Source organism: Pandoraea horticolens, from assembly GCF_902459555.1.
Classification (GTDB): Bacteria; Pseudomonadota; Gammaproteobacteria; order Burkholderiales; family Burkholderiaceae; genus Pandoraea; species Pandoraea horticolens.
This window is the reverse complement of sequence record NZ_CABPSM010000003.1, coordinates 90,393-112,216: the sequence shown is the minus strand read 5'-3', so window position 1 is coordinate 112,216 and position 21,824 is coordinate 90,393. Positions and strand designations below refer to the sequence as shown.

At 64.3% G+C, this 21,824-nt stretch carries 21 protein-coding genes; 17 read left to right on the top strand and 4 right to left on the bottom strand.

What is annotated here, in order from left to right; all coding sequences use genetic code 11:
- The first annotated feature begins 6 nt into the window (after nt 1-6).
- The 8 genes from miaA to PHO31112_RS07135 all read left to right on the top strand — a co-directional run bounded on the left by miaA (nt 7) and on the right by PHO31112_RS07135 (nt 8,820).
- Nucleotides 7-954 (top strand): tRNA (adenosine(37)-N6)-dimethylallyltransferase MiaA, encoded by a 948-nt coding sequence (miaA, locus tag PHO31112_RS07170; RefSeq protein WP_150619875.1) that lies wholly within the window; start codon nt 7-9, stop codon nt 952-954.
- Between the two features lie 254 nt (nt 955-1,208).
- Nucleotides 1,209-2,084, top strand: coding sequence for an ABC transporter permease (locus PHO31112_RS07165; RefSeq protein ID WP_246177831.1), 876 nt, complete (start codon nt 1,209-1,211; stop codon nt 2,082-2,084).
- Nucleotide 2,085: 1 nt separating this feature from the next.
- On the top strand, nt 2,086-3,138 hold the full coding sequence (locus PHO31112_RS07160; RefSeq protein WP_150619874.1) for an ABC transporter ATP-binding protein: 1,053 nt from the start codon (nt 2,086-2,088) through the stop codon (nt 3,136-3,138).
- Nucleotides 3,139-3,203: 65 nt separating this feature from the next.
- Nucleotides 3,204-4,268, top strand: coding sequence for an extracellular solute-binding protein (locus tag PHO31112_RS07155; RefSeq protein ID WP_150619873.1), 1,065 nt, complete (start codon nt 3,204-3,206; stop codon nt 4,266-4,268).
- Nucleotides 4,269-4,294: 26 nt separating this feature from the next.
- Nucleotides 4,295-5,206: an ABC transporter permease gene (locus tag PHO31112_RS07150; RefSeq protein WP_246177828.1), complete on the top strand. Its 912-nt coding sequence runs from the start codon at nt 4,295-4,297 to the stop codon at nt 5,204-5,206.
- A 121-nt stretch (nt 5,207-5,327) separates the two neighbouring features.
- Nucleotides 5,328-6,524 carry a M24 family metallopeptidase gene (locus PHO31112_RS07145; protein ID WP_150619872.1) on the top strand — a complete coding sequence of 399 codons (1,197 nt, stop codon included), beginning with the start codon at nt 5,328-5,330 and terminating at the stop codon, nt 6,522-6,524.
- Between the two features lie 74 nt (nt 6,525-6,598).
- Nucleotides 6,599-7,840, top strand: coding sequence for a metal-dependent hydrolase family protein (locus PHO31112_RS07140; protein WP_150619871.1), 1,242 nt, complete (start codon nt 6,599-6,601; stop codon nt 7,838-7,840).
- A 65-nt stretch (nt 7,841-7,905) separates the two neighbouring features.
- On the top strand, nt 7,906-8,820 hold the full coding sequence (locus PHO31112_RS07135; RefSeq protein WP_150619870.1) for a LysR substrate-binding domain-containing protein: 915 nt from the start codon (nt 7,906-7,908) through the stop codon (nt 8,818-8,820).
- Between the two features lie 22 nt (nt 8,821-8,842).
- Here the strand turns inward: PHO31112_RS07135 and PHO31112_RS07130 are convergent, their stop codons facing one another.
- Nucleotides 8,843-9,724 (bottom strand): LysR family transcriptional regulator, encoded by an 882-nt coding sequence (locus PHO31112_RS07130; protein WP_150619869.1) that lies wholly within the window; start codon nt 9,722-9,724, stop codon nt 8,843-8,845.
- Nucleotides 9,725-9,906: 182 nt separating this feature from the next.
- Here PHO31112_RS07130 and PHO31112_RS07125 point away from each other — a divergent pair, with 182 nt between their 5' ends.
- Nucleotides 9,907-11,487, top strand: coding sequence for an MFS transporter (locus PHO31112_RS07125; RefSeq protein ID WP_150619868.1), 1,581 nt, complete (start codon nt 9,907-9,909; stop codon nt 11,485-11,487).
- Between the two features lie 99 nt (nt 11,488-11,586).
- On the opposite strand, the gene purM is transcribed toward PHO31112_RS07125, so the two are convergent.
- Entirely contained in the window at nt 11,587-12,633 is a 1,047-nt protein-coding gene (gene purM / locus PHO31112_RS07120; protein ID WP_150619867.1) for a phosphoribosylformylglycinamidine cyclo-ligase, read from the bottom strand.
- A 147-nt stretch (nt 12,634-12,780) separates the two neighbouring features.
- Between purM and hda the strand changes: the two genes are divergently transcribed.
- Genes hda through panB form a run of 6 tightly spaced genes read left to right on the top strand, consistent with a single transcriptional unit; the run spans nt 12,781 to nt 17,766 of the window.
- Nucleotides 12,781-13,491, top strand: a complete 711-nt coding sequence (hda, locus tag PHO31112_RS07115) for a DnaA regulatory inactivator Hda (protein WP_150620096.1) — start codon at nt 12,781-12,783, stop codon at nt 13,489-13,491.
- Nucleotides 13,492-13,522: 31 nt separating this feature from the next.
- The gene (locus PHO31112_RS07110) at nt 13,523-14,203 is read left to right on the top strand and encodes a histidinol-phosphatase (RefSeq protein WP_150619866.1); all 681 of its coding nucleotides are present in this window, start codon (nt 13,523-13,525) and stop codon (nt 14,201-14,203) included.
- Nucleotides 14,200-15,732, top strand: a complete 1,533-nt coding sequence (gene pcnB, locus PHO31112_RS07105) for a polynucleotide adenylyltransferase PcnB (RefSeq protein WP_150619865.1) — start codon at nt 14,200-14,202, stop codon at nt 15,730-15,732. The genes PHO31112_RS07110 and pcnB overlap by 4 nt, the downstream gene beginning before the upstream one ends.
- Nucleotides 15,729-16,241 carry a 2-amino-4-hydroxy-6-hydroxymethyldihydropteridine diphosphokinase gene (gene folK / locus PHO31112_RS07100; RefSeq protein WP_150619864.1) on the top strand — a complete coding sequence of 171 codons (513 nt, stop codon included), beginning with the start codon at nt 15,729-15,731 and terminating at the stop codon, nt 16,239-16,241. The genes pcnB and folK overlap by 4 nt, the downstream gene beginning before the upstream one ends.
- Nucleotides 16,238-16,894 (top strand): deoxynucleoside kinase, encoded by a 657-nt coding sequence (locus PHO31112_RS07095; RefSeq protein ID WP_150619863.1) that lies wholly within the window; start codon nt 16,238-16,240, stop codon nt 16,892-16,894. The genes folK and PHO31112_RS07095 overlap by 4 nt, the downstream gene beginning before the upstream one ends.
- Before the next feature lie 53 nt (nt 16,895-16,947).
- Nucleotides 16,948-17,766, top strand: coding sequence for a 3-methyl-2-oxobutanoate hydroxymethyltransferase (gene panB / locus PHO31112_RS07090; RefSeq protein ID WP_150619862.1), 819 nt, complete (start codon nt 16,948-16,950; stop codon nt 17,764-17,766).
- Nucleotides 17,767-17,822: 56 nt separating this feature from the next.
- Here the strand turns inward: panB and PHO31112_RS07085 are convergent, their stop codons facing one another.
- Together PHO31112_RS07085 and PHO31112_RS07080 are read right to left on the bottom strand one after the other, a co-directional pair.
- Complete coding sequence (locus tag PHO31112_RS07085; protein ID WP_150619861.1) at nt 17,823-19,190, bottom strand: sensor histidine kinase; 1,368 nt, start codon at nt 19,188-19,190, stop codon at nt 17,823-17,825.
- Nucleotides 19,187-19,849 carry a response regulator transcription factor gene (locus PHO31112_RS07080; protein ID WP_150619860.1) on the bottom strand — a complete coding sequence of 221 codons (663 nt, stop codon included), beginning with the start codon at nt 19,847-19,849 and terminating at the stop codon, nt 19,187-19,189. The genes PHO31112_RS07085 and PHO31112_RS07080 overlap by 4 nt, the downstream gene beginning before the upstream one ends.
- A 229-nt stretch (nt 19,850-20,078) precedes the next feature.
- Here PHO31112_RS07080 and PHO31112_RS07075 point away from each other — a divergent pair, with 229 nt between their 5' ends.
- Nucleotides 20,079-20,879, top strand: coding sequence for an ABC transporter ATP-binding protein (locus PHO31112_RS07075; RefSeq protein WP_150619859.1), 801 nt, complete (start codon nt 20,079-20,081; stop codon nt 20,877-20,879).
- 10 nt (nt 20,880-20,889) lie between these two features.
- Complete coding sequence (locus PHO31112_RS07070) at nt 20,890-21,798, top strand: ABC transporter permease (RefSeq protein ID WP_246177827.1); 909 nt, start codon at nt 20,890-20,892, stop codon at nt 21,796-21,798.
- The last annotated feature ends 26 nt before the right edge of the window (nt 21,799-21,824 follow it).

Genomic DNA, 21,824 nt, shown 5'->3' with positions numbered 1-21,824 from the left:
CGGTTCATGAAGGCAAATCCCCCGATCGTCTGTCTGCTGGGCCCGACGGCATCCGGCAAGACGGCCGCCGCCCTCGCGCTGGCGCAAGACACACCGCTCGAGATCATCAGCGTCGACTCCGCCCTCGTCTATCGCGAGATGGATATCGGCACGGCCAAACCGAGCGCCACCGAGTTGGCCGCCGTGCCGCATCACCTGATCGATATCATCGATCCGCGCGACGCCTATTCCGCCGCGCAATTCCGCGAAGACACACTGCGACTTGTCGACGAAATCACCGCGCGCGGCCATCGTCCGCTGCTCGTCGGCGGCACGATGCTGTACTACAAGGCGCTCACGCAAGGCCTCTCGCCGTTGCCGTCGGCCAACGCCGAAGTGCGCGCCAAACTGGACGAAGACGCCGCCCGCGAAGGCTGGCCCGCGATGCATAAACGGCTCGCGGGCGTTGACCCCGTGACGGCCGCGCGACTCGCGCCGAACGACTCGCAACGCATTCAGCGCGCGCTGGAGATTTTCGAACTGTCGGGCAAACCCATGTCGCAGTGGCTGACCGAACAGGCGCAGACACCCGACACGCCTTCGGCCCACACGTTCGTGCCGGTGGCACTGGAGCCGGGCGACCGCTCAGTGCTCCACGCGCGCATTGCCGAACGCTTTCGTCTGATGCTCGCGGCCGGTTTTGTCGACGAAGTCGAACGTCTGCGCGCGCGCGGCGATCTCGATCCGGGGCTGCCGTCGATGCGCTGCGTCGGCTATCGCCAGGTGTGGGAATACCTCGACGGCGAGATCGACTACGACACCATGCGCGACAAGGGCATCTTCGCCACGCGCCAGTTGTGCAAGCGTCAGCTCACATGGCTGCGCTCGATGCCCGAGCGCCACATCGTCGACTGCACTGCCTCCGACGCCGCGCAACGCGCCCTCGCCACAGTGCGCGGCCTCTGGCGGCCCTGAGCACTGCCATCGACGCTCCGCTGCCGCAGCGGCGAAGCGTCCATCCGCCGCGTCATCGCTCACCTCACGCCCGCCTCGCCCCGGTCGAAACCCGCGTCGAACATGCGACGAGCGCGCGCCCAACGCCGCGCACGCCTCCGTTGAAACCCTGACAGCTTTTCGGTTTGCATGATGATTTTGATATGCTAATTTGCATATCAACGTTTCGATCAATGCAAATTTGCATCGAATCCACGATACCGGAATGAACATCAATGACGCAGACGTCGATGGAGCCGAGTAGGGTGACGGGTGATGTGCTGAGGCTGCCGGCAGGCGGACCGCGGCGCTTGCCGGTCGCGAAATGGGCGGTGCGCGCAGGGGTCACGCTGATCTACCTGTTCATGCTCAGCCCGCTAATCTTCGTCGTCTGGCTGAGCTTCTTCAAGGACGCGATCATCACGTTCCCGCCGAGCGGCTATACGGTGTCGTGGTATCTGAATGCGTGGCGCAACGCCGCGTTCGCCAACGGTTTCCTGCTGTCGCTGCAACTCGCTGCCTGCGCGTCCGTTGGCGGTGTGATCCTCGGTGTGGCCGCCTCTCTCGCCCTCGCGCGCTATCGCTTTCCGGGCCGCCGCACACTGGGCAATGTGTTGCTGTTGCCGCTCGTGGTGCCGGGCATCGTCGCGGGCATTGCCACTTACCTCTTCTATCTGCGCGCGGAGAACACCCTCGACGTGGACATCGTCGGCACCTTCGGCGGCCTTGTGGTCGCACACATCTGCCTGACCATTCCGTGGACGATGCGCCTCGTGGGCGCGAGTCTCGCGCAGATCGACGACACCATCGAAGAAGCCGCCCGCAACCTCGGTGCCGGTCCGTGGCGCACGCTCTGGCGCGTCACACTGCCGATGTTGCGTCCGGCCATCGTGGCGTCGGTGCTGTTCAGCTTCATCGTGTCGTTCGAGAACCTCGAACTCACACTGCCACTCGTCGGGCCGGGCAAGACCACGCTGCCCATCGCGATCATGCAGTACCTCGAATTCAACCTCGACCCGACGATTGCAGCGGTCTCCGCTGCGCAGATCGTGTTGCTCGGCATCGTCATGCTGATCACCGATCGCTTCGTCAAACTCAGCCAGGTGATCTGACATGGCCAACGTTTCCCTTCGCGGGCTGCGCAAGCAATACGGCGATGCCGCTGCCGTGGCGGACTTCTCGCTGGAGATTGCCGAAGGCGAACTCGTCGCATTCCTCGGCCCGAGCGGCTGCGGCAAAACCACGACGCTGCGCATGGTTGCAGGTTTCGTCGAGCCAACGGCCGGCGAGATCTGGATCGGCGGCAAGGAGGTCTCGCGCCTGCCGCCGAATCGTCGCAACACCGGCATGGTGTTCCAGCGTTACGCGCTTTTCCCACACATGACCGTGGCCGAGAACGTGGCGTTCGGGCTCGAGATGCGACACGTGTCGAGCGCAGAGCGCGCCACGCGCATTCGTGAAGCGCTCGACATGGTGCGTCTCACGCCGCTGGCGGATCGCTACCCGCGTCAGCTCTCCGGCGGGCAGCAGCAACGTGTGGCGATCGCACGAGCCCTCGCCATCCGTCCCGATGTCTTCCTGCTCGACGAACCGCTTTCCAATCTCGACGCCAAGCTGCGCACCGAAGTCCGCGAAGAGATCCGCGCGTTGCAACGCCGGCTGGGACTCACGACGATCTTCGTCACACACGATCAGGAAGAGGCTCTGGCGATTGCCGATCGTCTGGCTGTCATGCACGACGGCTGCGTGCAGCAGATCGGCACCGCCGACACGCTCTACGAACGTCCCGCCAATCCCTTCGTTGCGAACTTCCTCGGCAAGATGAATTTCCTTGCGGGCCGGATGACGGATGGCCACTTTGTGACCGCGAAGGGGGAACGCCTGGCGTTGGCGGCCACCTCGCCGGACGCCACCACCCTCGGCATTCGCCCCGAACGCCTACGCCTGACCGACGCGCCCGCGCCGGACGAAACGGCCTTGCCGGTCACGGTCGATCAGACGATCTATCTGGGCGCCACGCTCGAACTGCGTCTGAAGAGCCCCCAAGGCGAGATGCTCGTGGCACACGTGCAGAACACCGCACGCGACGACGCCGGCCGCTATGCCCCCGGCCGCGCGCTCAAAGCCTGTTTCGCAAGTACCGACTGCCTGTTTTTCAACGCCTGACGACACCGCCTCACTCACCCCTTGCTTCGGCCTATGAACTGGCCAACGTTTTGAAGGATGACGACATGACGCACGCCCTGAACCGCCGCACGTTTCTGAAGACCGCTTCCGGTCTGGTGATCGCTCCCGCGCTAGGCCTCGACGCGCTCTCGGCGCAGGCGGCCGATGCGTGCCCGAACGTGGTCGTCGGCACCTGGGGCGGCGACTACCTGAATCTGCTCGAGCAGAACATCGGCAAGCCGATCATCGAAGCCGCAGGCGGCAAGGTCACTTACGACTCGGCCGATCAGGTCGCCCGCATGACCAAGCTGCGCGCCGAGAAAGCCTCGCGTCGTGGCTCGCTCGACGTGGCGTGTCTGGCCGATCTCGATATGTACGACATCAACCGCTCGGGCATTCTCGAAGCGATCGATCCGAAGCTCGTGCCGAACCTTGCCAACACGCTCGAAACGCTGCGCCGTCCGTACTCGATTCCGCATATCTTCAGCGCGATGGTAATTGTGTACAACCCGGAAAAGCTCGGCACGAAGCCCGACTCGTTCATGGCCGCGCTCGACCCCAAGCTCAAGGGCAAGGTCGGCTTCTCCGACATTCTCTACAACTTCAACGTGGTGAGCAGTTCGCTCGCCGCAGGCCATAAAAACGGCGATACCGCCGGGGGCATGCAGTTCTTGCGCGAGTTGCGCAAGTCGCAGCAGCCGAAGGTCTATCCGTCGAACGAAGCGGTGGCCTCCGCGCTCAAGAGCGGCGACATCTGGTTCACCTGCATGTGGAAGGCGCGCGCACTTCAATGGAAGAAGGCCGGCGTGCCCATCGACTATGTGGTTCCCAAGGAAGGTGCAGTGCCGGTGACGTTCGAAGCCGCGGTGCCCAGGAACTCGCAGTCCAAACCATGCGGCTTCAACTACCTGAACGCGATGCTCGACCCGCGCGCGCAGATCGGTTTCGCAGAGACGATGGGCTACGCGCCTACCGTGAAGAACGCGAATCTGCCGCCGTCACTGCAACAGAGCGTGGGCTTCACGAATGCCGAACTCGACCGGATGGTCAAGCTCGACTACGCGAAATTCACCGCCGATAAGCCCGCGCTGCTCGACTTCTGGAACAAGGAATTCAAGGTGGGGCTGTGAACGTTGCCGACACTCCCGAGCCCGCGATGACCTCGCGTCCGCCGTCTTCCCGAGCCGCCCAGGCCGCCACCGCACGCGCGGTGCGCGGTGCGTTCACAGGCGGCTCACTCGCCGCGCCGGCCACGCTTGTCGTGTTGCTCGTCATCGTGTTGCCCGGCTTGCAACTGGTGCGCTACAGCTTCAACCGGTTCGATCCCGTCGACATGATGCAGGCGGCACTGACCGGTGCGAACTATCTCAAGTTCTTCACCGATCCGTATTACCTGTCGGTATTGTGGACGACGATCAAGGTCGCGTCGCTATGTACCGCGCTCGCGCTCGTGTTCGGCTTTCCCGTCGCGTACGTGCTCGCCCGCACGCAAAGCCGCTTCAAGAGCCTGCTCGTGATGCTGCTGGTCTTCCCGCTGCTTGTGGGTAATGTCGTGCGCGCAGCCGGGTGGATGGTCATGCTCGGCAATGCCGGGTTCGTCAACTCGTTGCTCGTGTCGTTAGGCATCGTGCCGCAACCGATTCGCCTGCTCTACACACCGCTCGCGGTTGTCGTGGGCACCACGGCCGTGGTGCTGCCCTACATGATCCTCACGTTGCAGAGCGTGCTCGAAGGCATGGACTTTTCCGTCGAGGAAGCCGCGCGCAATCTGGGGGCGACATTCCGTCAGACGCTCACACGTGTGATTCTGCCGATGGCGGCGCCGGGCATCGCGGCGGGCACCATGCTCGTGTTCATTCTCTGCATGAATGCCTATGCCACGCCCGTGCTGCTCGGCGGCACCGGCATCACGATGATGACGCCCACGATCTACGACCAGATCGCGAAGGCCAACAACTGGCCGTTCGGCGCGGTGCTCTCCATCGTGTCGATGGTCGTGACGTTCGCACTGGCCATCGCCTCGCACTGGGTCATCCACCGCCGTTACGCGAAGACGATGATGACCTGAGTTCTCCAACTGCGCTTGCCGTCCCGTGCGCCCCGCCAGCCCAACTCGTATCTCGCCCGCGCCGGGCGTCGCGCTTGCGCTCCCTGACGTTGTGCAACATTTTGCAGACAAGGATTTCGCCATGCCGACACTCTCTCACGCCACACGCCAGTACCGCCGCAGTCTGATGAACGAACTGATGGACAGGACTCGCGTCGATGCACTCGTGCTTACCGCCGCAGACTTCTTCCAGTGGGCCACGAACTTTCATGTGGACGTGCAGACATGGGAGCGCCCGATTGCCATTTGCGTACCGCGGAACGGCGAGCCTTTTGCGGTGATGAACGAGCTATCCACGCATCACTTGATGATGGCCCGCGAACGCGGCCATCTTTGGCTCGATCTCGATCTCGTCACGCTCTATGCCGAGCATCCCCGTGTGACGCAACGCCAGCCGCTGCTCGCCGAAGTTCCCGCCCTGATCGCCGATACGCTGCGCGCTGCCGGTCTCGCCGGCTCGCGCATCGGTGTCGACGCGGCCGGTGGCCCGCTCGGGCGCGCCGGTGCGTTGCTGCCCGACGTGAAACTCGTGCCGATGCTCGCCGAGATGCGCGCGCTTCGCTGGGTCAAGCACGAAGAGGAAATCGCCGTCATGCGCGCCGCTGCCGAACTGGCCGACTGGGTGCAGGACCGCTATCGCGAGAACATTCGTCCGGGGCGCCTTGTGCAGGAACTCGATTATTCGATGGCCGCGCTGATGGTCACCGAAGGCGCGAAGCGCTTTCCCGGCGAGAACCTCGAAGTCATGCGCTGCTGGACACTCTCCGGCCCTGCCTCGGCCTCGCCGCACGGCGACGGCGCATCGTGCGGCGCGCGCATCAGCGCGGGCGACGGCATGGTCAATATCGTGATCCCGCGCCTGAACGGTCTCGTCATCGAGAACGAACGCACATGGTTCTGCGGCAAGCCTTCGAGCGAGCAGGCACGTTTCTACGAGGTCGCGCGTGCGGCCAATGAAGCCGCCGTAAGCGCCGCCGTGACCGGCAAACCCGTGTCCGGCATCGACGCCGCCGCGCAGGCCGTCATCGAGAAGGCCGGTTGCGGCGAGTACATCCGTCACCGCACAGGACACGGCATGGGCATCATCGGCCACGAGTACCCGGACGACATGGCGTTCAACCATCGCCCGCTGCTGGCCAACGAAGTCTATTCGGCAGAGCCGGGCATCTATGTCTACGGCCTAGGCGGCTTCCGCCTTGACGACTCGGTCGTCACCGGCGACACCCCCGTGATGCTGACCAACACGCCGCGCACGCTCGCCCACGCCACGATCGATTGAACATAAGGCACGTTTGCCGAACAGGCTGAGTGGCCTGAGTGGCAGACCAGACACATCATCCCGGAGGAGAGGTTATGGAGTCGATTCTGTTGTCGAATTGCGCGTTGCTCGACCCGGTCAAGGGCGAGTTGCGCGAACACTACGCTGTCCTGATCGAGGATGGCCGCATCAAGGAAGTGTCCGACAAACCAATTCGCGCCCAGTCCGCGCGCGAGATCGACGCGCACGGACGCACCGTCATGCCGGGCTTGATCGATCTGCATGTGCACGTTCACGCCACGCAGCTCAATCTCGCCGCGCAAGCGCATCTTCCGAACGTGCTCGTCACGCTCAAGTCGGTGCCGATACTGCAAGGCATGTTGCGTCGCGGCTTCACTACCGTGCGCGATGCGGGCGGTGCGGGGTACGCCATCAAACAGGCGATCGACAGCGGTTTGGCCGAAGGACCGCGCCTGTTCGTGTCGGGCCGCGCGATCAGTCAGACCGGCGGACACGGCGACGGACGCCCGCGCACCGACTACATCGGCACCGACGGCCCGTGCCCGTGCTGCGTGCGCGTGGGCGCTCTGTCACGCGTGGCCGACGGCGTCGATGAAGTGCGCCGTGCCGTGCGCGAAGAATTGCAGATGGGGGCCGACCAGATCAAGATCATGGCCTCGGGCGGCGTGGCGTCGCCCACCGATCCCGTCGGGGCATGGGGCTATTCCGAAGACGAGATCCGCGCCATCGTCGCCGAAGCGCGCGCACGCGGCACCTATGTGCTCGCACATGCCTACACGGCGCAGGCCATCGAGCGCGCCGTGCGTTGCGGTGTGCGCACCATCGAGCACGGCAATCTCGTCGACGCCCCCACTGCGCGCTACATGGCCAGCCAGGGCGCTTACGTGGTGCCCACGCTGGTGACCTACGACGCCCTCGCCAACGAAGGCAAGTCACTCGGTCTGCCGGACGATAGCGTGGCGAAGATCGCCAACGTGCATGCGGCCGGGCTGCGCTCGCTGGAGATCTTCCGCGAGGCGGGTGTGAAGATGGGCTACGGTTCGGATCTGCTGGGCGAGTCGCAGCGTCTGCAAAGCGACGAATTCCGTTTGCGCGCCGAAGTGCTCTCGCCGGCGGAGATTCTGCGAAGCGCCACGGTCATCGGCGCCGAGGTGCTCGGCCAGTCCGGGCAGTTGGGCGAGATCGTGCCCGGTGCGCACGCCGATGTGCTGATCGTCGACGGCAATCCGCTTGCATCGCTGGACTGCCTGCTCGGTCAGGGGGAACAGATTCCGATGGTGATGAAGGGCGGTAGAATCCACGCTTTCGCGCTGTAAGGCGAGTACCGCACGCGTTGCGGCACAGCGTGCGGCACAAGCGCAAACCCTTCCGTGGAGAATCGATGGATTTCCGGCACATCGACGCCTTTCGGGCGCTGATGCTCACGCGCACGACCACCAAAGCGGCACAGGTGCTCGGCACGTCGCAGTCTGCGGTCAGCCGTCTCGTGGCCGATCTAGAACGTTCGACGCGTCTCACGCTGTTCGACCGCGCGCGCGGCCGGCTCGAGCCCACGGCCAAGGCGTTCGCACTCTTCGAGGAAGTCGAGCGCCGCTATGCCGGGCTCGATAACATCCGCGAATTCGCGCTCAATCTGCGCAACCCCGATAAGGCCGTCATTCGTGTGGGGTCCGTGGTGTCGTTCGGCCTCGGCTTCTTCGCGCGCGTGATGGCCGGCTATCGGGCACGGCATCCGAGCGTGCAACTCGCCCTGACCACGGGCGCGTCGGATCTCATTCGCGATCAGGTCGTCACGCACCAACTCGCGCTGGGTCTCGTGACCAACACCATCGATGTCGCCGCAACCGACGCCGTCTCGTTCGCCAAGCTCGACGCGATCTGCGCCCTGCCGTCGGGCCATGCGCTCGCCCGCAAGAAAGTGATCCGTCTGGCCGATCTGAAGGGGCAGCCAATTCTGTCGTACGAGCCGACCGACATGGTGCGCTGGGGCATGGATCAGCTCTTCGCGGACGGCAACCTCCATCAGCAGGTCGTCGCCACGGCGCGCTACTCCGTCAACATCGGCACGATGGTCAAAGAGAACGTCGGGATCGGCTTGCTGCACCCGGTGTCCGCCTATGATTTTCTCGACTCCAATCTCGTGTTGCGCCGCTTCGAGCCGTCGATGCCGTTTCACACGCTGCGCATCACGCCGCGCACCGCCGCCCCCAACACGCAACTCGACGACCTCGTGCGGGTGATGGAGTCCACGCTCGAGGATGTCATGCGCGCCGTCGAAGCCCGCATGAAGCGCTGACGCAAGGCCAGCGCTCCCCCCCCTACAGCATCCGGTCGCACATGAAGTCGACGAACACTCGCAACTTGCGCGAGAGATGACGGCTCGACGGCCAGAGCATCCAGAACTGGCCGGGGTTTTCCAGATAGTCGCCGAGAAACACCTGAAGGTCGCCTGCGGCAAGCGCGTCGCGCGCGAGAAAGTCAGGCATGTACGCGATGCCCAGCCCGTGCGTCGTCGCACTCAACAATGCTTCCATGTTGTTGCACGTGAGGCGGGTGTGCAACTTGGGCTCGCGCGTCACCTCGGAGACGAACGCCCAAGGCTGCAACTTTCCCGACGTCGGAAACCGAAAGCGGATACATGCGTGCGTTTCGAGATCGCTCGGGGTTTGCGGCGTGCCATGCCGCGCGAGATAGACGGGCGACGCACTCAGCACGAAACGAAACGGTCCCGCTCGACGCGACATGAGCGTCGAGTCCGGTAAGTCGCCGCTGCGAATGACCACGTCCAGACCGCCTTCGATCAGATCGACGATGCGGTCGTCGAAATCCAGATCGAGTTCGACGTCGGGATACTCTTCGGTGAACGCCGGCAGCAACGGCATCACAAACCGGTAAGCCGTGACAGGCAGCCCGACGCGCAATTTGCCACGCGGCGTCTGCGATACCTGCGAGAGCACGGCGCGCGCGTCGGCCAGTTCGTCGAGCACTCGCCGGCAGCGCTCGTAATACAGTTGGCCAGCCTCCGTCAGATTCACGCGTCGCGTACTGCGCTGGAAAAGCCGCACACCGAGTGTCGCTTCGAGCCGTGCAATCTGCTTGCCGACCGCCGACGCCGACACCCCCATCGCCCGCCCCGCCGCCACGAAACTCAACGCCTCGGCTGCGTTCACGAACGCGGAGATTTCCGCCAGATTGTCCATCGTCACGCGCTCCTATGCAGTTCGCTGCTCACCGTCAATTGCGGAATTTTATTCCTTAATCTACGAACCATTCGACTCTTTATTTGGCATTGACGATTTTCTAGCATGTATGACGTGACGTCGACCAACGTTCCCTTTCCACTTCAGACGCGTGTCAGCACGTCTTCATCAGGACTTTCTTCATGTCGACCAAGACTTCCCGGCTCCCGCCGCGCGCAGGCGCCTCGTTGCGCCGCCGTCTGCTGGGCCTCTTTTCCGTGTGTCTCGCCGCAGTACTCCTGCCCATGAGCTTCTCGGGCGGTGCGGTTGCCACACCGGCCATCGGTGCGGCATTGCATGGCAGCGCGCTCGAGATGCGCTGGATCACCAGTGCCTTCATGCTGGCGTTTGGCGGCTGTCTGATGGCCGCCGGCGCGTGCGCTGACGCGTTTGGGCGCAAACGCATCTTCCTGCTGGGTGTAGGGTGCTTGCTGCTCACGTCACTGGCGCTCGCCATGTCCCGCACCGCGCTCAGTGTCGACTGGCTTCGCGCATTGCAGGGCGTGGCAGCGGCGGCAACGCTCGCAGGCGGTGGCGCCTCGCTGGCGCAGGATTTCGACGGATACGCCCGTGCGCGCGCCTACGGTCTGCTGGGTACGACCTTCGGCGCGGGTCTGGCGTTCGGGCCGTTACTCGCCGGGACGCTCATCGCGCGCTTCGGCTGGCAAGGAGTGTTTATCGCCACCGCAGTCGTCGCAGCGCTCGCGCTGGGCATCGGCATATGCAGCGTGCGCGAATCGCGCGATGCGGCAGCAGCAGGGCTGGACTGGCCCGGAACGCTGTCGTTCACCGGCGCGCTTTCTTGCTTCACCTACGGCGTGATTCAGGCGCCTGCGCTCGGGACAACGGCGCCGGAGGTCATCGTCGCGCTTGCGCTCGCGGGGGTATTGGCCTTCGCGTTCGTCGTCATCGAACGGCGCGTGGCGCATCCGATGCTCGACCTGTCGCTCTTTCGCTACGTGCGTTTCATCGGCGTGCAGATGCTGCCCATCGCCACGTGCTGTTGCTACATCGTGCTGCTGGTGTTGCTTCCTCTGCGCTTCATCGGCGTGCACGGCGACAACGAGGTCGTGGCCGGCTTGCGCATGATGGCCTTGTCGCTGCCAGTGCTCGTGATGCCCTTCATTGCCACGCAGTTGGCGCGGCGCATGCCCGCAGGCGTGCTGTGCAGTACAGGGTTGGTGCTCGCTGCGGCAGGTCTGGCGTGGCTGGCACGCGCGGCCAGTTCGCCCGAGGCAGGCGCGTTGAGCCCCTCGCTGTGGCCGATGCTGCTGATCGGCGCCGGGAGCGCGATACCGTGGGGCCTAATGGACGGGCTGTCGGTGAATGTGGTGCCGACGGATCGCGCAGGCATGGCCATGGGCATTTTCAATACGACGCGTGTGGCCAGTGAGGGCGTGGCGCTCGCCATCGTTGGCGCCGTGTTGATCGCCATGATCAGTGCGCAACTGCCCGACCTGCATGGCACGGTGACGCCCGACGTAGCGCGTGCGGCCGTCAACCGACTCGTCGCGGGGGATCTGCACGGGGCAGCGACAAGCGTTCCGGCGTGGAGCGAGGCAGCATTACGCAGTGCTTACGAACGCGCTTTCGCAACCTTGCTCGACGGGCTCGCGATCGTCACCCTGCTGTGCGCCGCCGTCGTGTTGGCCTGCCTCAGCGGCAAGCCGCGCACCCACGCCGCCGCTCTGGATGAGTCGTCGGCCGACACGGCCCTGCGCTGACCTTGCTTGCGCGCGCCCAAAAGAAAAGCCCGCCGAGGTGATCCCCGGCGGGCTTTCAGTGCATTCCTAATGCGGGAAGGGCATCGCCCTCCCGATGTCTCACGACACGATCGTTTGCGTCTCGCCTTCCTTGCGCTCGCGGATCGTGCCCAAACGGTAGACCGTCTCGCCCGACGCTTCGAGGTGCTTGACGGCCGCATCGGCGTCGGTCGCCGAAACGATGACCGCCATGCCGATGCCGCAGTTGAACACACGGTGCATTTCGGCGTCGGCCACCTTGCCGTGCGTTTGCAGCCACTGGAACAGCGGCGGCAGCGTCCAGGCGTTCTTCGAGATGTCGGCCGTCAGATTGTCTTGCAGCACGCGCGGGATGTTCTCGACGATACCGCCGCCCGTGATGTGGGCCATGCCCTTGACCGGCAGCGTCTGCATCAGCGCCAGCAGCGGCTTGACGTAAATACGCGTCGGCGCCATCAGCACGTCGCGCAGCGGCTGGCCGTGGAAGTCGGCGTCCAGATCCGGCTTGGCGACTTCGATAATCTTGCGAACCAGCGAATAGCCGTTCGAGTGCGCACCCGACGAAGCCAGGCCCAGCACCACGTCGCCCGGCACGATGGTCGTGCCGTCGATGATCTTGCTCTTTTCCACGGCGCCGACCGCGAAACCGGCCAGATCGTACTCGCCGTCCGGGTACATGCTCGGCATTTCCGCCGTCTCGCCGCCGATCAGCGCGCAACCGGCCAGCTCGCAGCCCTGGGCGATGCCCTTGACGACGGTCGCGGCCGTGGCCACGTCCAGCTTGCCGCAGGCAAAGTAGTCGAGGAAGAACAGCGGCTCGGCGCCCTGCACCAGAATGTCGTTCACGCTCATGGCCACCAGATCCTGGCCGACCGTGTCGTGTTTGTTCAGCGTGAAGGCCAGCTTGAGCTTGGTGCCCACGCCGTCGGTCCCCGAAACGAGTACCGGCTCCTTGTAGCGCTTGGGCACTTCGAACAGTGCGCCAAAGCCGCCGATGCCGCCCAGCACGCCGTCGCGCAGGGTTTTCTTGGCAAACGGCTTGATCGCTTCGACCAATGCGTCGCCCGCTTCGATGTCGACGCCAGCGTCGCGATAGGAAAGGCCGGAAGTTTCGTTAGGGTGTGACATGACGGGAATGCATCAAGGTTCGGTAAAATGCGATTTTACCCGATGCGCGTGTCCTTTCGGCACGCAAACCGGATATCGGACGCCGGCGAAGGCCGTCGTGCCCCGCACAACCGTACTGTACCGGCCTTGCGCCGGCTTTCTTCGTTCGTGATCCAGCAACTGTATCTCGACCTCGGCACACCGCCGCCCGCGACGTTCGACAATTTCATTGTCGGGCCCAATCGCGAGCCGGCGTTGATGCTCGCCGGCCTGAATGCCGAACTCTCGGCCGGCACGGCACGCGACCGCGGCGTCTACCTCTGGGGGGCTGCCGGGTCCGGCCGCACCCACCTGATGGAGGCGCTGTGCCACGCCGTCGGCCCGAGCGCACGCTATCTGCGCCCGAACAGCCCGTTGGCGGCCTTCACGTTCGACGACGAGAGCACGGTCTATTGCGTCGACGACTGCGACAACCTCTCGCCCACCCAACAGATTGCAGCTTTCAATCTGTTCAACGAGACGCGCGCCCGTCCGCATTGCGCCTTCGTGGCAGCAGGCTCGCAGCCGCCGGTCGACATGCCGCTGCGCGAAGATTTACGCACCCGTCTCGGTTGGGGTCTCGTTTTTCACATTGTGGGACTCGACGACGACGGCAAGAAACAGGCGTTACAGAATGCCGCCCGCGAGCGCGGCTTGCAGTTGGCAGCCGACGTGCCCGCCTACCTGCTCACTCACTTCCAGCGCGATATGTCGAGCCTGATGGCATTGCTCGATCGCCTGGACCGCTTTTCGATGGAACAGAAACGTGCGGTGACCTTACCGTTACTGCGCCAGATGCTCACCCACACCGATCCCGTCACCCCCGACGGTAAAAACTAGGCAGACCCTAGCTTCAGGTAAAATTCGCGCAATGACCAATTTAGCTCTCTTCGATCTCGACCACACCCTGCTGCCAACCGACAGCGACAAAGAGTGGGGCCGTTTCCTCGTGCGCCAAGGCGCGGTCGAGCGTGACTCGTACGCGCAGGCCAACGAGGCTTTCTATCAGGACTACCGCGCAGGCCGGCTCGATATGCCGGCCTATCTGCGTTTCTGCCTCGCGCCGCTCGCACGCTATCCGCGTGACCAGCTCGACGCATGGCACACGCAATACATGGAAGAGTCGATCCTGCCGCACATCCGTCCCGAAGCGCTCGAACTGCTCGACGTGCACCGCAACGCGGGCGACCTGTGCGCCATCGTGACGGCCACCAACACGTTCGTCACGCGGCCGATCGCCAAGGCCTTCGGCATCGATCATCTGATCGGCACCGAGCCGGCGACCGCGGGTGACGATCCGAACGCGCGTTATACCGGCGAATACGTCGGTACACCGAGCTTCCGCGAGGGCAAGATTACGCGCACCGAAGCCTGGCTCTCGAGCCTGGGCAAGACGTGGAGCGATTTCGACCACGCATTTTTCTATAGCGATTCCGCCAACGACGTCCCCCTGATGGAGAAAGTGAACCATCCGGTGGCAACGAACCCCGATGAGGCGCTGCGCGGCATCGCGCTGGCGCGTCGCTGGCCCATTCTCGAGTTGTTCCAGTGATCCGCAAACTCATCAAGAAACTGCTGGGCAAAGACAGCCAGAGCGCCGGCGTCGCAGGCAACCCGCCCGCCGCCGGCCAGCCGGTCGTCATCCCGGTCTCGGTCCACGGCATTGATCCGAGCCTGCTCTCGAAGAACGCCGTGCGCGTGACCGACACGTTGCAGCAAGCCGGTTTCAAGGCGTTCATCGTCGGCGGCGCCGTGCGCGATCTGCTGCTGGGCATCGCCCCTAAAGACTTCGACGTCGCCACGAGCGCCACGCCCGAAGAGGTTCAACGCCTGTTCCGACGCGCGCGCATCATCGGCCGCCGCTTCCAGATCGTGCATGTGCAGTTCGGGCAGGAGATCATCGAGACCTCCACGTTCCGGGCGTTGGTCGATGCCGTCGACAGCGAGCAGATCGGTACGCGTCGTCCGAAAAAAGGCGAACTCGACCGCAAGACGCACGTCACCGACGAATCGGGCCGCGTGCTGCGCGACAACGTCTGGGGCGAGCAGGATGAAGACGCCGCGCGGCGCGACTTCACCATCAACGCCATGTATTACGACCCGGCGGCCCAGACGGTGCACGACTATCACCACGGCTGGGAAGACATTCAGAAGCGCGTGCTGCGCATGATCGGCGACCCCGCCACGCGCTACCGCGAAGACCCCGTGCGCATGCTGCGCGTGGTTCGATTCGCGGCCAAGCTCGGCTTCAAGATCGACGAAGCCACGGCCGCCCCGATTCCGCACCTGGCCCCGCTCGTCGACAACGTGCCTGCGGCGCGTCTGTTCGACGAGATGCTCAAGCTGTTGCTCTCGGGGCATGCCTGGGCATGCGTGCAGCAACTGCGCACGCAAGGGCTGCATCACGGCTTGCTGCCGTTGCTCGACGTCGTGCTGGAGCAGCCGCTGGGCGAGAAATTCGTCACGCTGGCGCTTGCCAACACCGACGCGCGCATTCGCGCGGGCAAACCGGTCTCGCCGGGCTTCCTGTTCGCCGCACTCCTGTGGCATCTCGTGCTCGAAAAGTGGCAGGCTTATCAGAGTGCAGGCGAATATCCGATTCCGGCGTTGCATCTGGCCATGGACGACGTGCTCGACGCGCAAACGGGCAAGCTGGCGATCCAGCGCCGTTTCGTCGCCGACATGAAGGAAATCTGGGGCTTGCAGGTGCGCCTGGACAAGCGCGTGGGCCGCACGCCGCTGCGACTGCTCGAGCATCCACGTCTGCGCGCCGGTTACGACTTCCTGCTGCTACGTTGCGAGTCGGGTGAAGTCCCGGCCGAAGCCGGTCAGTGGTGGACAGACTTCCTCGAAGGCGACGCCGCAGCGCGCGACGCGTTGCTCGCTCAGGGCAGCGGATCGGGAAGCACGGCGCCGGCCGCGAAGCGGCGCCGCCGCCGTCGCAAACCGTCGAGTGGCGGGGGTGGCGAGGGCTCGGGCGGCGATCGTGGAGACGGCGGTGGCGGCAATGAGAATGCTGCCAGCGAAAATCATGGCAAGCGGGTATCATCGCGACAGCATGGTTCCGAAGGTGCTTCATGACTGTTGCCTATATCGGGCTCGGCGCGAATCTCGGCGACGCCCGTCAAGCGATCAAGGACGCCATCATCTGTCTCGCACAGCAGATTGGCATCACCATCACGGCCAAGTCCGACCTGTATCGCACTGCTCCCATCGAGTCGAGCGGTGACGACTATCTCAACTGCGCCGTCGCCGTCGAGACAAGTCTGAGCGCCCGCCAATTGCTCACGATGTGTCTGAAGATCGAACTGCATTTCGGGCGTGAGCGGCCGTACAAGAACGCGCCACGCACGCTCGATCTCGATCTGCTGCTGTACGGCGACGAGCGCATTGCAGAGCCCGATCTGATCGTGCCGCATCCGCGCCTAGCGCTGCGCGCCTTCGTGCTGCGCCCGCTCGCAGATCTGGCGCCCGAACTCGACATTCCCGGCGTGGGGCGTGTGAGCGCCCTGCTGGCGAATGTCGCAGACCAGCGCATCGAGCGCGTCGAGCAGTGCTGCTGCCCGACGAAACGAGCCTACGCACCATGAGATCGCCCGTCCTCGGGCGTTTTCGCTATCTGGCCGTCGAAGGCCCTATCGGGGTTGGCAAGACGTCGCTGGCGCGGCGACTCGCCGATACCGCCGGCGCCGACGTGATGCTCGAGCAGCCTGCGCTCAATCCCTTTCTCGAACGTTTCTACCGCGACAGTGCACGACATGCACTGCCTGCGCAGTTGTCTTTCTGTCTGCAACGTGTGGACGAAGCGACGGAAATTGCGCGGCGCGATATCGACGGCAAGCCGATCTTCACCGACTTCCTTCCCGAGAAGGATGGCCTGTTCGCGCGACTCACGCTCGCCGCCGACGAACTCGAGCTGTACCGCAAGCTCGTAGCGCATATCGAGCGGCCGCACCGGGCACCGGATCTCGTCATTCATCTGCAAGCGAGTCCCGAGACGCTGTTCGCGCGCATTCAGAAGCGCGCGATTCCGATGGAACAGCAAATTCCGGATACCTATCTTCGCGCGTTGTGCGACATCTACGGCGAATTCTTCTATCATTACGCCGCCGCGCCGGTATTGACTGTCGACACGGAACAATTCGACCCGGCACACGACGACAGCGACTTCGCCCTGCTGGTAGAACGCATCGATCAGATGCGCGGGCGCAAGGAAGTCTTCGTCAAGGGCGCTCGTCCCTGAGCGTCTCCAGACCCGAGCGTCGCGCCAGCGACCCCTCCTGAACCGAGGCTGACATGAGTTATCTGCAAGAACCCAACCGCAAGGCCGTGACCGTTCCCGGACTGGCCCAGATGCGCGAACGTGGCGAGAAGATCGCCATGCTCACGGCTTATGACGCGAGTTTTGCCGCGCTGCTCGACCGCGTGGGCGTGGATGCCATTCTCGTTGGCGACTCGCTGGGCAACGTGATTCAGGGCCAGCGCACGACGCTGCCCGTCACGTTGCGCGACATCTGCTATCACACCGAGTGTGTCGCGCGCAGCGTCAACAAGGCTGTGGTGCTGGCCGATCTGCCGTTCGGCACGTATGGCACGAAGGAGCAGGCGTATCAGAGCGCGGTGTCCGTCATGCAGGCCGGTGCGCAGATGGTGAAGATCGAAGGCGGCGATTGGCTTGCCGAGACGATCCGCTTCCTGGTCGAGCGCAGCATTCCAGTGTGTGCCCATCTGGGGCTGACGCCGCAGTCGGTGCACGCCTTCGGCGGCTTCAAGGTGCAGGCGCGCGAAGATGCCGCGCAGATACGTTTGCTCGACGATGCCCGTGCGTTGCAAGCAGCGGGTGCGCAATTGGTCGTACTCGAAGCGATTCCGGCCGCCGTGGCCGCGCGCGTCACGCCGGAGTTGCCGACAATGCCGACCATCGGCATCGGCGCCGGTCCCGCCTGCGACGGGCAAGTGCTCGTGCTGCAAGACATGCTGGGCGTGTTCCCCGGCAAGTCGCCGAAGTTCTCGATGAACTTCATGGATGGCCAGCCGAGCATCGCTGCGGCCATCGAAGCGTATGTGCAAGCAGTCAAGCACGGCACGTTCCCGACGCAAGAGCATTCCTTCTGAGCGTTGGCCTCGCCGCCGCGTGGTAGAAAAATCGGTTCGGAGACGAGCCGATTTTCTTATGCCGCCATCGGCAACGTCAACACCACGGCAAAGCCCTCGCCTTCCCCCCGCTCGAAGGTCATCTGCCCGCCGTGGGCCTGAATCACTTCGGCAACCATCGCCAGTCCCAGACTTGCCCCTTCGCGGCCATCCGCGCGAGAAGAGAATGGCGTGCGTACACGCTGCCACTCCGCCTCCGGGATGCCCGGCCCGTCGTCGAAGAAACGCAAACGCCATTGATCGTGCTCGCCCGTCACGTCGACATGAAGCCGATGCGGCGCACCGTAGGCCAATGCATTGACCAGCACGTTCTTGATCGCTTCGCGCAGGCTCAGCGGGTCACCGAGGATCATGCAAGGCGTCTCCGGCGCCTGAAGCGCAACGTCGATGTCGCGCGTGGCGTAAGAGAGCGTCTCGCGCATGGCCGTCTGCAACAACTCGTTCAGATCGACAGGCACCGGCGCCACGCTGTCGGCCCGATGCTGCACCATCGCATGATTGATCAGTTGGTGGATGAGTCCGCCCAGTCCGCGCGCCTGCTTCTGAATGCGTGCGATATGTGTCTGACGTGCGGCGGCGTCCTGCGTCTGCGTGAGCAATTCCGCCTGCGCCGTGAGCGCCGTCACCGGTGTGCGCAGTTGATGCGCCGCATCGCCGATCACGCGTCGCATCAGCGCGCGCGATGTCGCGAGCCGTCGCATGAAATCGTTGATCGCGCCCACGAGCGCCAGCGTCTCGGCGGGCACGGTCACCGCCAGTGGCTCAAGGTCGTTCGAATCGCGCGCCCGAATCGCCGCCTCGATCTGCTTGAGCGGCAAGAGAGCCTGACGCAACGTCCATAGGGCGGCGAGCATTGTCAGCACCCCGGTCGCGATGGTGATGAGCAGCGTGTTGTCCGCCAGCCCGCGTGTGAATCGCACCCGTGCATTCTGCGTATGCGCTAACGCCACCACCGCCCACGGATGGGGGGCGGTCACCGGCATGCGGCGTCCGACGATCGCGATGCGGATCGGCATCTCCTGATAGGTGCCGTCGACAACGATGGGGCCATCGGCCAACTTGTCCCACGGAATGGCCGGATGGAACTCGGAATCTCCGGCCACGGAACGGCCATTCGGATCGAGCACGGCGTAGAAGATCTGATCGCCCGGCGCGAGTGCGGAAAAAGCGGCGAGCGGTACGTCAACATTCACTTCGCCGTTCTGATACCAGGTGTTCTCGGCCACTTGCAGCGCGCTGCCGAGCAGCCAGCGATCATACGCACGATCGACGGCAGCACGGGTCGAGAACCAGATACCAAGCAACACCGCCGCCACCGCGAACGCCAGCACGGCGCCCATGCGCACCACCAGCCGCAAATACAGTGACCGGCCGGGAACGATCATGACAGCACGAGTTGGTAACCCAGTCCGCGCAACGTGCGAATCTGGAATTGCGCCGCCGCCAGCTTCTTGCGCAAACGGGCGACGTATTGCTCGATGGCGTTCGCATTCGGGGCGGGCTCGTCGCCGTACAGGCGATCCATGAGTTCGTCCTTGCCGAAGATGCGTCCCGGGCGCGCCGCGAGGATTTCAAGCAACGTCACTTCGCGGCGCGTAAGCTCGATCGGCTGCCCGTCGATCTCCACGCCGCGGCTCTTGCGATCGAGCGAGAGATTCGCGCACGTCAACCGGTTCGTGGCGTCCTGCCCGGTGCGACGCATGAGGGCTCGCACGCGCGCTTCCAGCTCGCGAAAATCGAAGGGTTTGGTGAGGTAATCGTCGGCCCCGAGGTCGAGGGCGCGCACCCGCTCTTCGATCTCGGCACAAGCGGTAAGCATCAGCACCCGGGTGGACAAGCCGCGTTCGCGAACTCGCTTGAGCAGTTCGAAACCGTCGACGTGCGGCAGCATGACGTCGAGGATCAGCAGGTCGTAGTCGTCGCCGATGCGCGCCGCCGCGGCCGCGCCGTCCGACTCGCAATCGAGCGCATGGCCAAGCTTGCGCAACTGGGTGGCAATCGCTTCGGCGACATCGGCAGTGTCTTCCACCAGCATGATGCGCATGGTTCCTGAGTCTCCTTCGTTTTTGTATCGCCGGGCACGAGAAGTCTCCCCGAACACCGTGCCGCCGTGAATCTCCCGGCGTATGCCCGCGATTCTCTCGGAATTCGCCGGCAACTTCCTCGGTGTTTCCCCTGAATTCGGACGCCACCTGCCCGGCATGTCAGCTTCGCTACAGCTTCGCTGCTTAGTATCGAGCCGATTATAAAAGCATCCTTTCAGGAGACACGCAATGCATGACGCCCCCCTTGCGGGCGCTGCCGGGACGCTTGCGCCCGCAGTGCCGCCATTGCTGGAAATCGATCACGTCACGCTGCAATACAAAACCGACGACTACCTCGTCACCGCCGCGCAGCAAGTGAGCTTCAACGTCTACCCCGGCGACCGGTTCGTGCTGCTTGGCCCGTCCGGATGCGGCAAATCGACGTTACTCAAGGCGATTGGCGGCTATCTGCCCCCGGTGCATGGCGAGATTCGCCTCAAAGGCCGCACGATCACCGACCCCGGCCCCGATCGCATGATGGTGTTCCAGGAGTTCGACCAACTGCTGCCGTGGAAAACCGTGCGCCAGAACGTGGAATTCGCGCTCACCGCGAGCGGCCGCCTGAAGGGGCGTGGCGCCGCCGAACGGGCGGCGTATTACATCGAAAAAGTCGGTCTGGCGAAATTCATCGATAGCTATCCGCACACGCTCTCCGGCGGCATGAAGCAGCGGGTGTCCATCGCGCGCGGCATGGCAATGGAGCCCGATGTCCTGCTCATGGACGAACCGTTCGCCGCGCTGGACGCCCTCACCCGCCGCAAGATGCAGGACGAACTGCTGCGCTTGTGGGACGACACACGCTTCACGGTGCTGTTCGTCACGCACGGCATCGACGAAGCGATCCGCATCGGCACGCGCATTCTGCTGCTCTCACCGCACCCCGGTCAGGTCAAGGCCGAACTCAACAGCATCGCGCCCGAGCAGCTCGGCACGGCGCACCAGAGCGCGCTCGAGACGCGCATCGATCAACTGCTGTTCGCGGCCCACTGAGGAGACGCTCATGAACGCCATCGCCTCGCAACACCCCACCTCGTCCGCGCAAGCGCCCATCGAACCGGTGTACCGGCCCGAGATCGTGCTGGAGCCGACGCCGGCCGAGTTATCCTCGATTCAGCGCCCGCTCTCCACCTTCGAGACCCTCTACCGCCTGAGCTGGCTGCGCAAGACCGTGATCCTGTGCGTGCTCGCCATCATCTGGGAAATCTACGGCCGCTGGCTCGACAACGCGCTGCTCTTTCCGAGTTTCACCGACACCGTCGGCGCGTTCGCGAGCGGTCTGACGAGCGGTGTGCTGCTGCTGCGCGCCGCGATCTCGCTCAAGACGCTGCTCGTCGGCTATGGCATCGGCATTGCGCTCGCCGCCGTGCTCACCACCGTCGCCATCAGTTCGAAGATCGGCAACGACCTGCTCGAGACGCTCACCGCCATGTTCAATCCGCTGCCGGCCATCGCGCTGCTGCCGCTCGCACTGATCTGGTTCGGGCTCGGCAACGGCAGCGTGATCTTCGTGCTCGTCCACTCGGTGCTGTGGGCCGTGGCACTGAACACACACAGCGGCTTTCGCGGCGTATCGAAAACGCTGCGCATGGTCGGTCAGAACTACGGACTCAAGCGTTTCGCGCTGGTTCGGCATGTGCTCATTCCGGCCGCGTTTCCTAGCATTCTCACCGGGCTGAAGGTGGGCTGGGCATTTGCGTGGCGCACGTTGATTGCCGCAGAACTCGTGTTCGGTGTGTCCTCGGGCTCAGGCGGCCTCGGCTGGTACATCTTCGAGAACCGCAATTCGCTGGAGACGGCCAACGTCTTCGCCGGGCTGTTCTTCGTGATTCTGATCGGGCTCGCGGTCGAGAACCTGCTGTTCGCCCGCATCGAGAAACGCACGCTGCGTCGCTGGGGCATGCAGCATTGATCTGCAAATTTGCGGCCGTGTCTGAT

What these genes read in the sequence shown, in the direction of transcription:
- miaA (WP_150619875.1), top strand. Translation starts at nt 7, where the DNA reads ATGAAGGCAAATCCCCCGATCGTCTGTCTGCTGGGCCCGACGGCATCC.
- folK (WP_150619864.1), top strand. Translation starts at nt 15,729, where the DNA reads ATGACTGTTGCCTATATCGGGCTCGGCGCGAATCTCGGCGACGCCCGT.
- purM (WP_150619867.1), bottom strand. Translation starts at nt 12,633, where the DNA reads ATGTCACACCCTAACGAAACTTCCGGCCTTTCCTATCGCGACGCTGGC.
- PHO31112_RS07150 (WP_246177828.1), top strand. Translation starts at nt 4,295, where the DNA reads ATGACCTCGCGTCCGCCGTCTTCCCGAGCCGCCCAGGCCGCCACCGCA.
- PHO31112_RS07155 (WP_150619873.1), top strand. Translation starts at nt 3,204, where the DNA reads ATGACGCACGCCCTGAACCGCCGCACGTTTCTGAAGACCGCTTCCGGT.
- PHO31112_RS07165 (WP_246177831.1), top strand. Translation starts at nt 1,209, where the DNA reads ATGACGCAGACGTCGATGGAGCCGAGTAGGGTGACGGGTGATGTGCTG.
- PHO31112_RS07075 (WP_150619859.1), top strand. Translation starts at nt 20,079, where the DNA reads ATGCATGACGCCCCCCTTGCGGGCGCTGCCGGGACGCTTGCGCCCGCA.
- PHO31112_RS07130 (WP_150619869.1), bottom strand. Translation starts at nt 9,724, where the DNA reads ATGGACAATCTGGCGGAAATCTCCGCGTTCGTGAACGCAGCCGAGGCG.
- PHO31112_RS07145 (WP_150619872.1), top strand. Translation starts at nt 5,328, where the DNA reads ATGCCGACACTCTCTCACGCCACACGCCAGTACCGCCGCAGTCTGATG.
- PHO31112_RS07110 (WP_150619866.1), top strand. Translation starts at nt 13,523, where the DNA reads ATGACCAATTTAGCTCTCTTCGATCTCGACCACACCCTGCTGCCAACC.
- PHO31112_RS07140 (WP_150619871.1), top strand. Translation starts at nt 6,599, where the DNA reads ATGGAGTCGATTCTGTTGTCGAATTGCGCGTTGCTCGACCCGGTCAAG.
- PHO31112_RS07135 (WP_150619870.1), top strand. Translation starts at nt 7,906, where the DNA reads ATGGATTTCCGGCACATCGACGCCTTTCGGGCGCTGATGCTCACGCGC.
- PHO31112_RS07070 (WP_246177827.1), top strand. Translation starts at nt 20,890, where the DNA reads ATGAACGCCATCGCCTCGCAACACCCCACCTCGTCCGCGCAAGCGCCC.
- PHO31112_RS07160 (WP_150619874.1), top strand. Translation starts at nt 2,086, where the DNA reads ATGGCCAACGTTTCCCTTCGCGGGCTGCGCAAGCAATACGGCGATGCC.
- PHO31112_RS07085 (WP_150619861.1), bottom strand. Translation starts at nt 19,190, where the DNA reads ATGATCGTTCCCGGCCGGTCACTGTATTTGCGGCTGGTGGTGCGCATG.
- panB (WP_150619862.1), top strand. Translation starts at nt 16,948, where the DNA reads ATGAGTTATCTGCAAGAACCCAACCGCAAGGCCGTGACCGTTCCCGGA.
- PHO31112_RS07125 (WP_150619868.1), top strand. Translation starts at nt 9,907, where the DNA reads ATGTCGACCAAGACTTCCCGGCTCCCGCCGCGCGCAGGCGCCTCGTTG.
- PHO31112_RS07095 (WP_150619863.1), top strand. Translation starts at nt 16,238, where the DNA reads ATGAGATCGCCCGTCCTCGGGCGTTTTCGCTATCTGGCCGTCGAAGGC.
- PHO31112_RS07080 (WP_150619860.1), bottom strand. Translation starts at nt 19,849, where the DNA reads ATGCGCATCATGCTGGTGGAAGACACTGCCGATGTCGCCGAAGCGATT.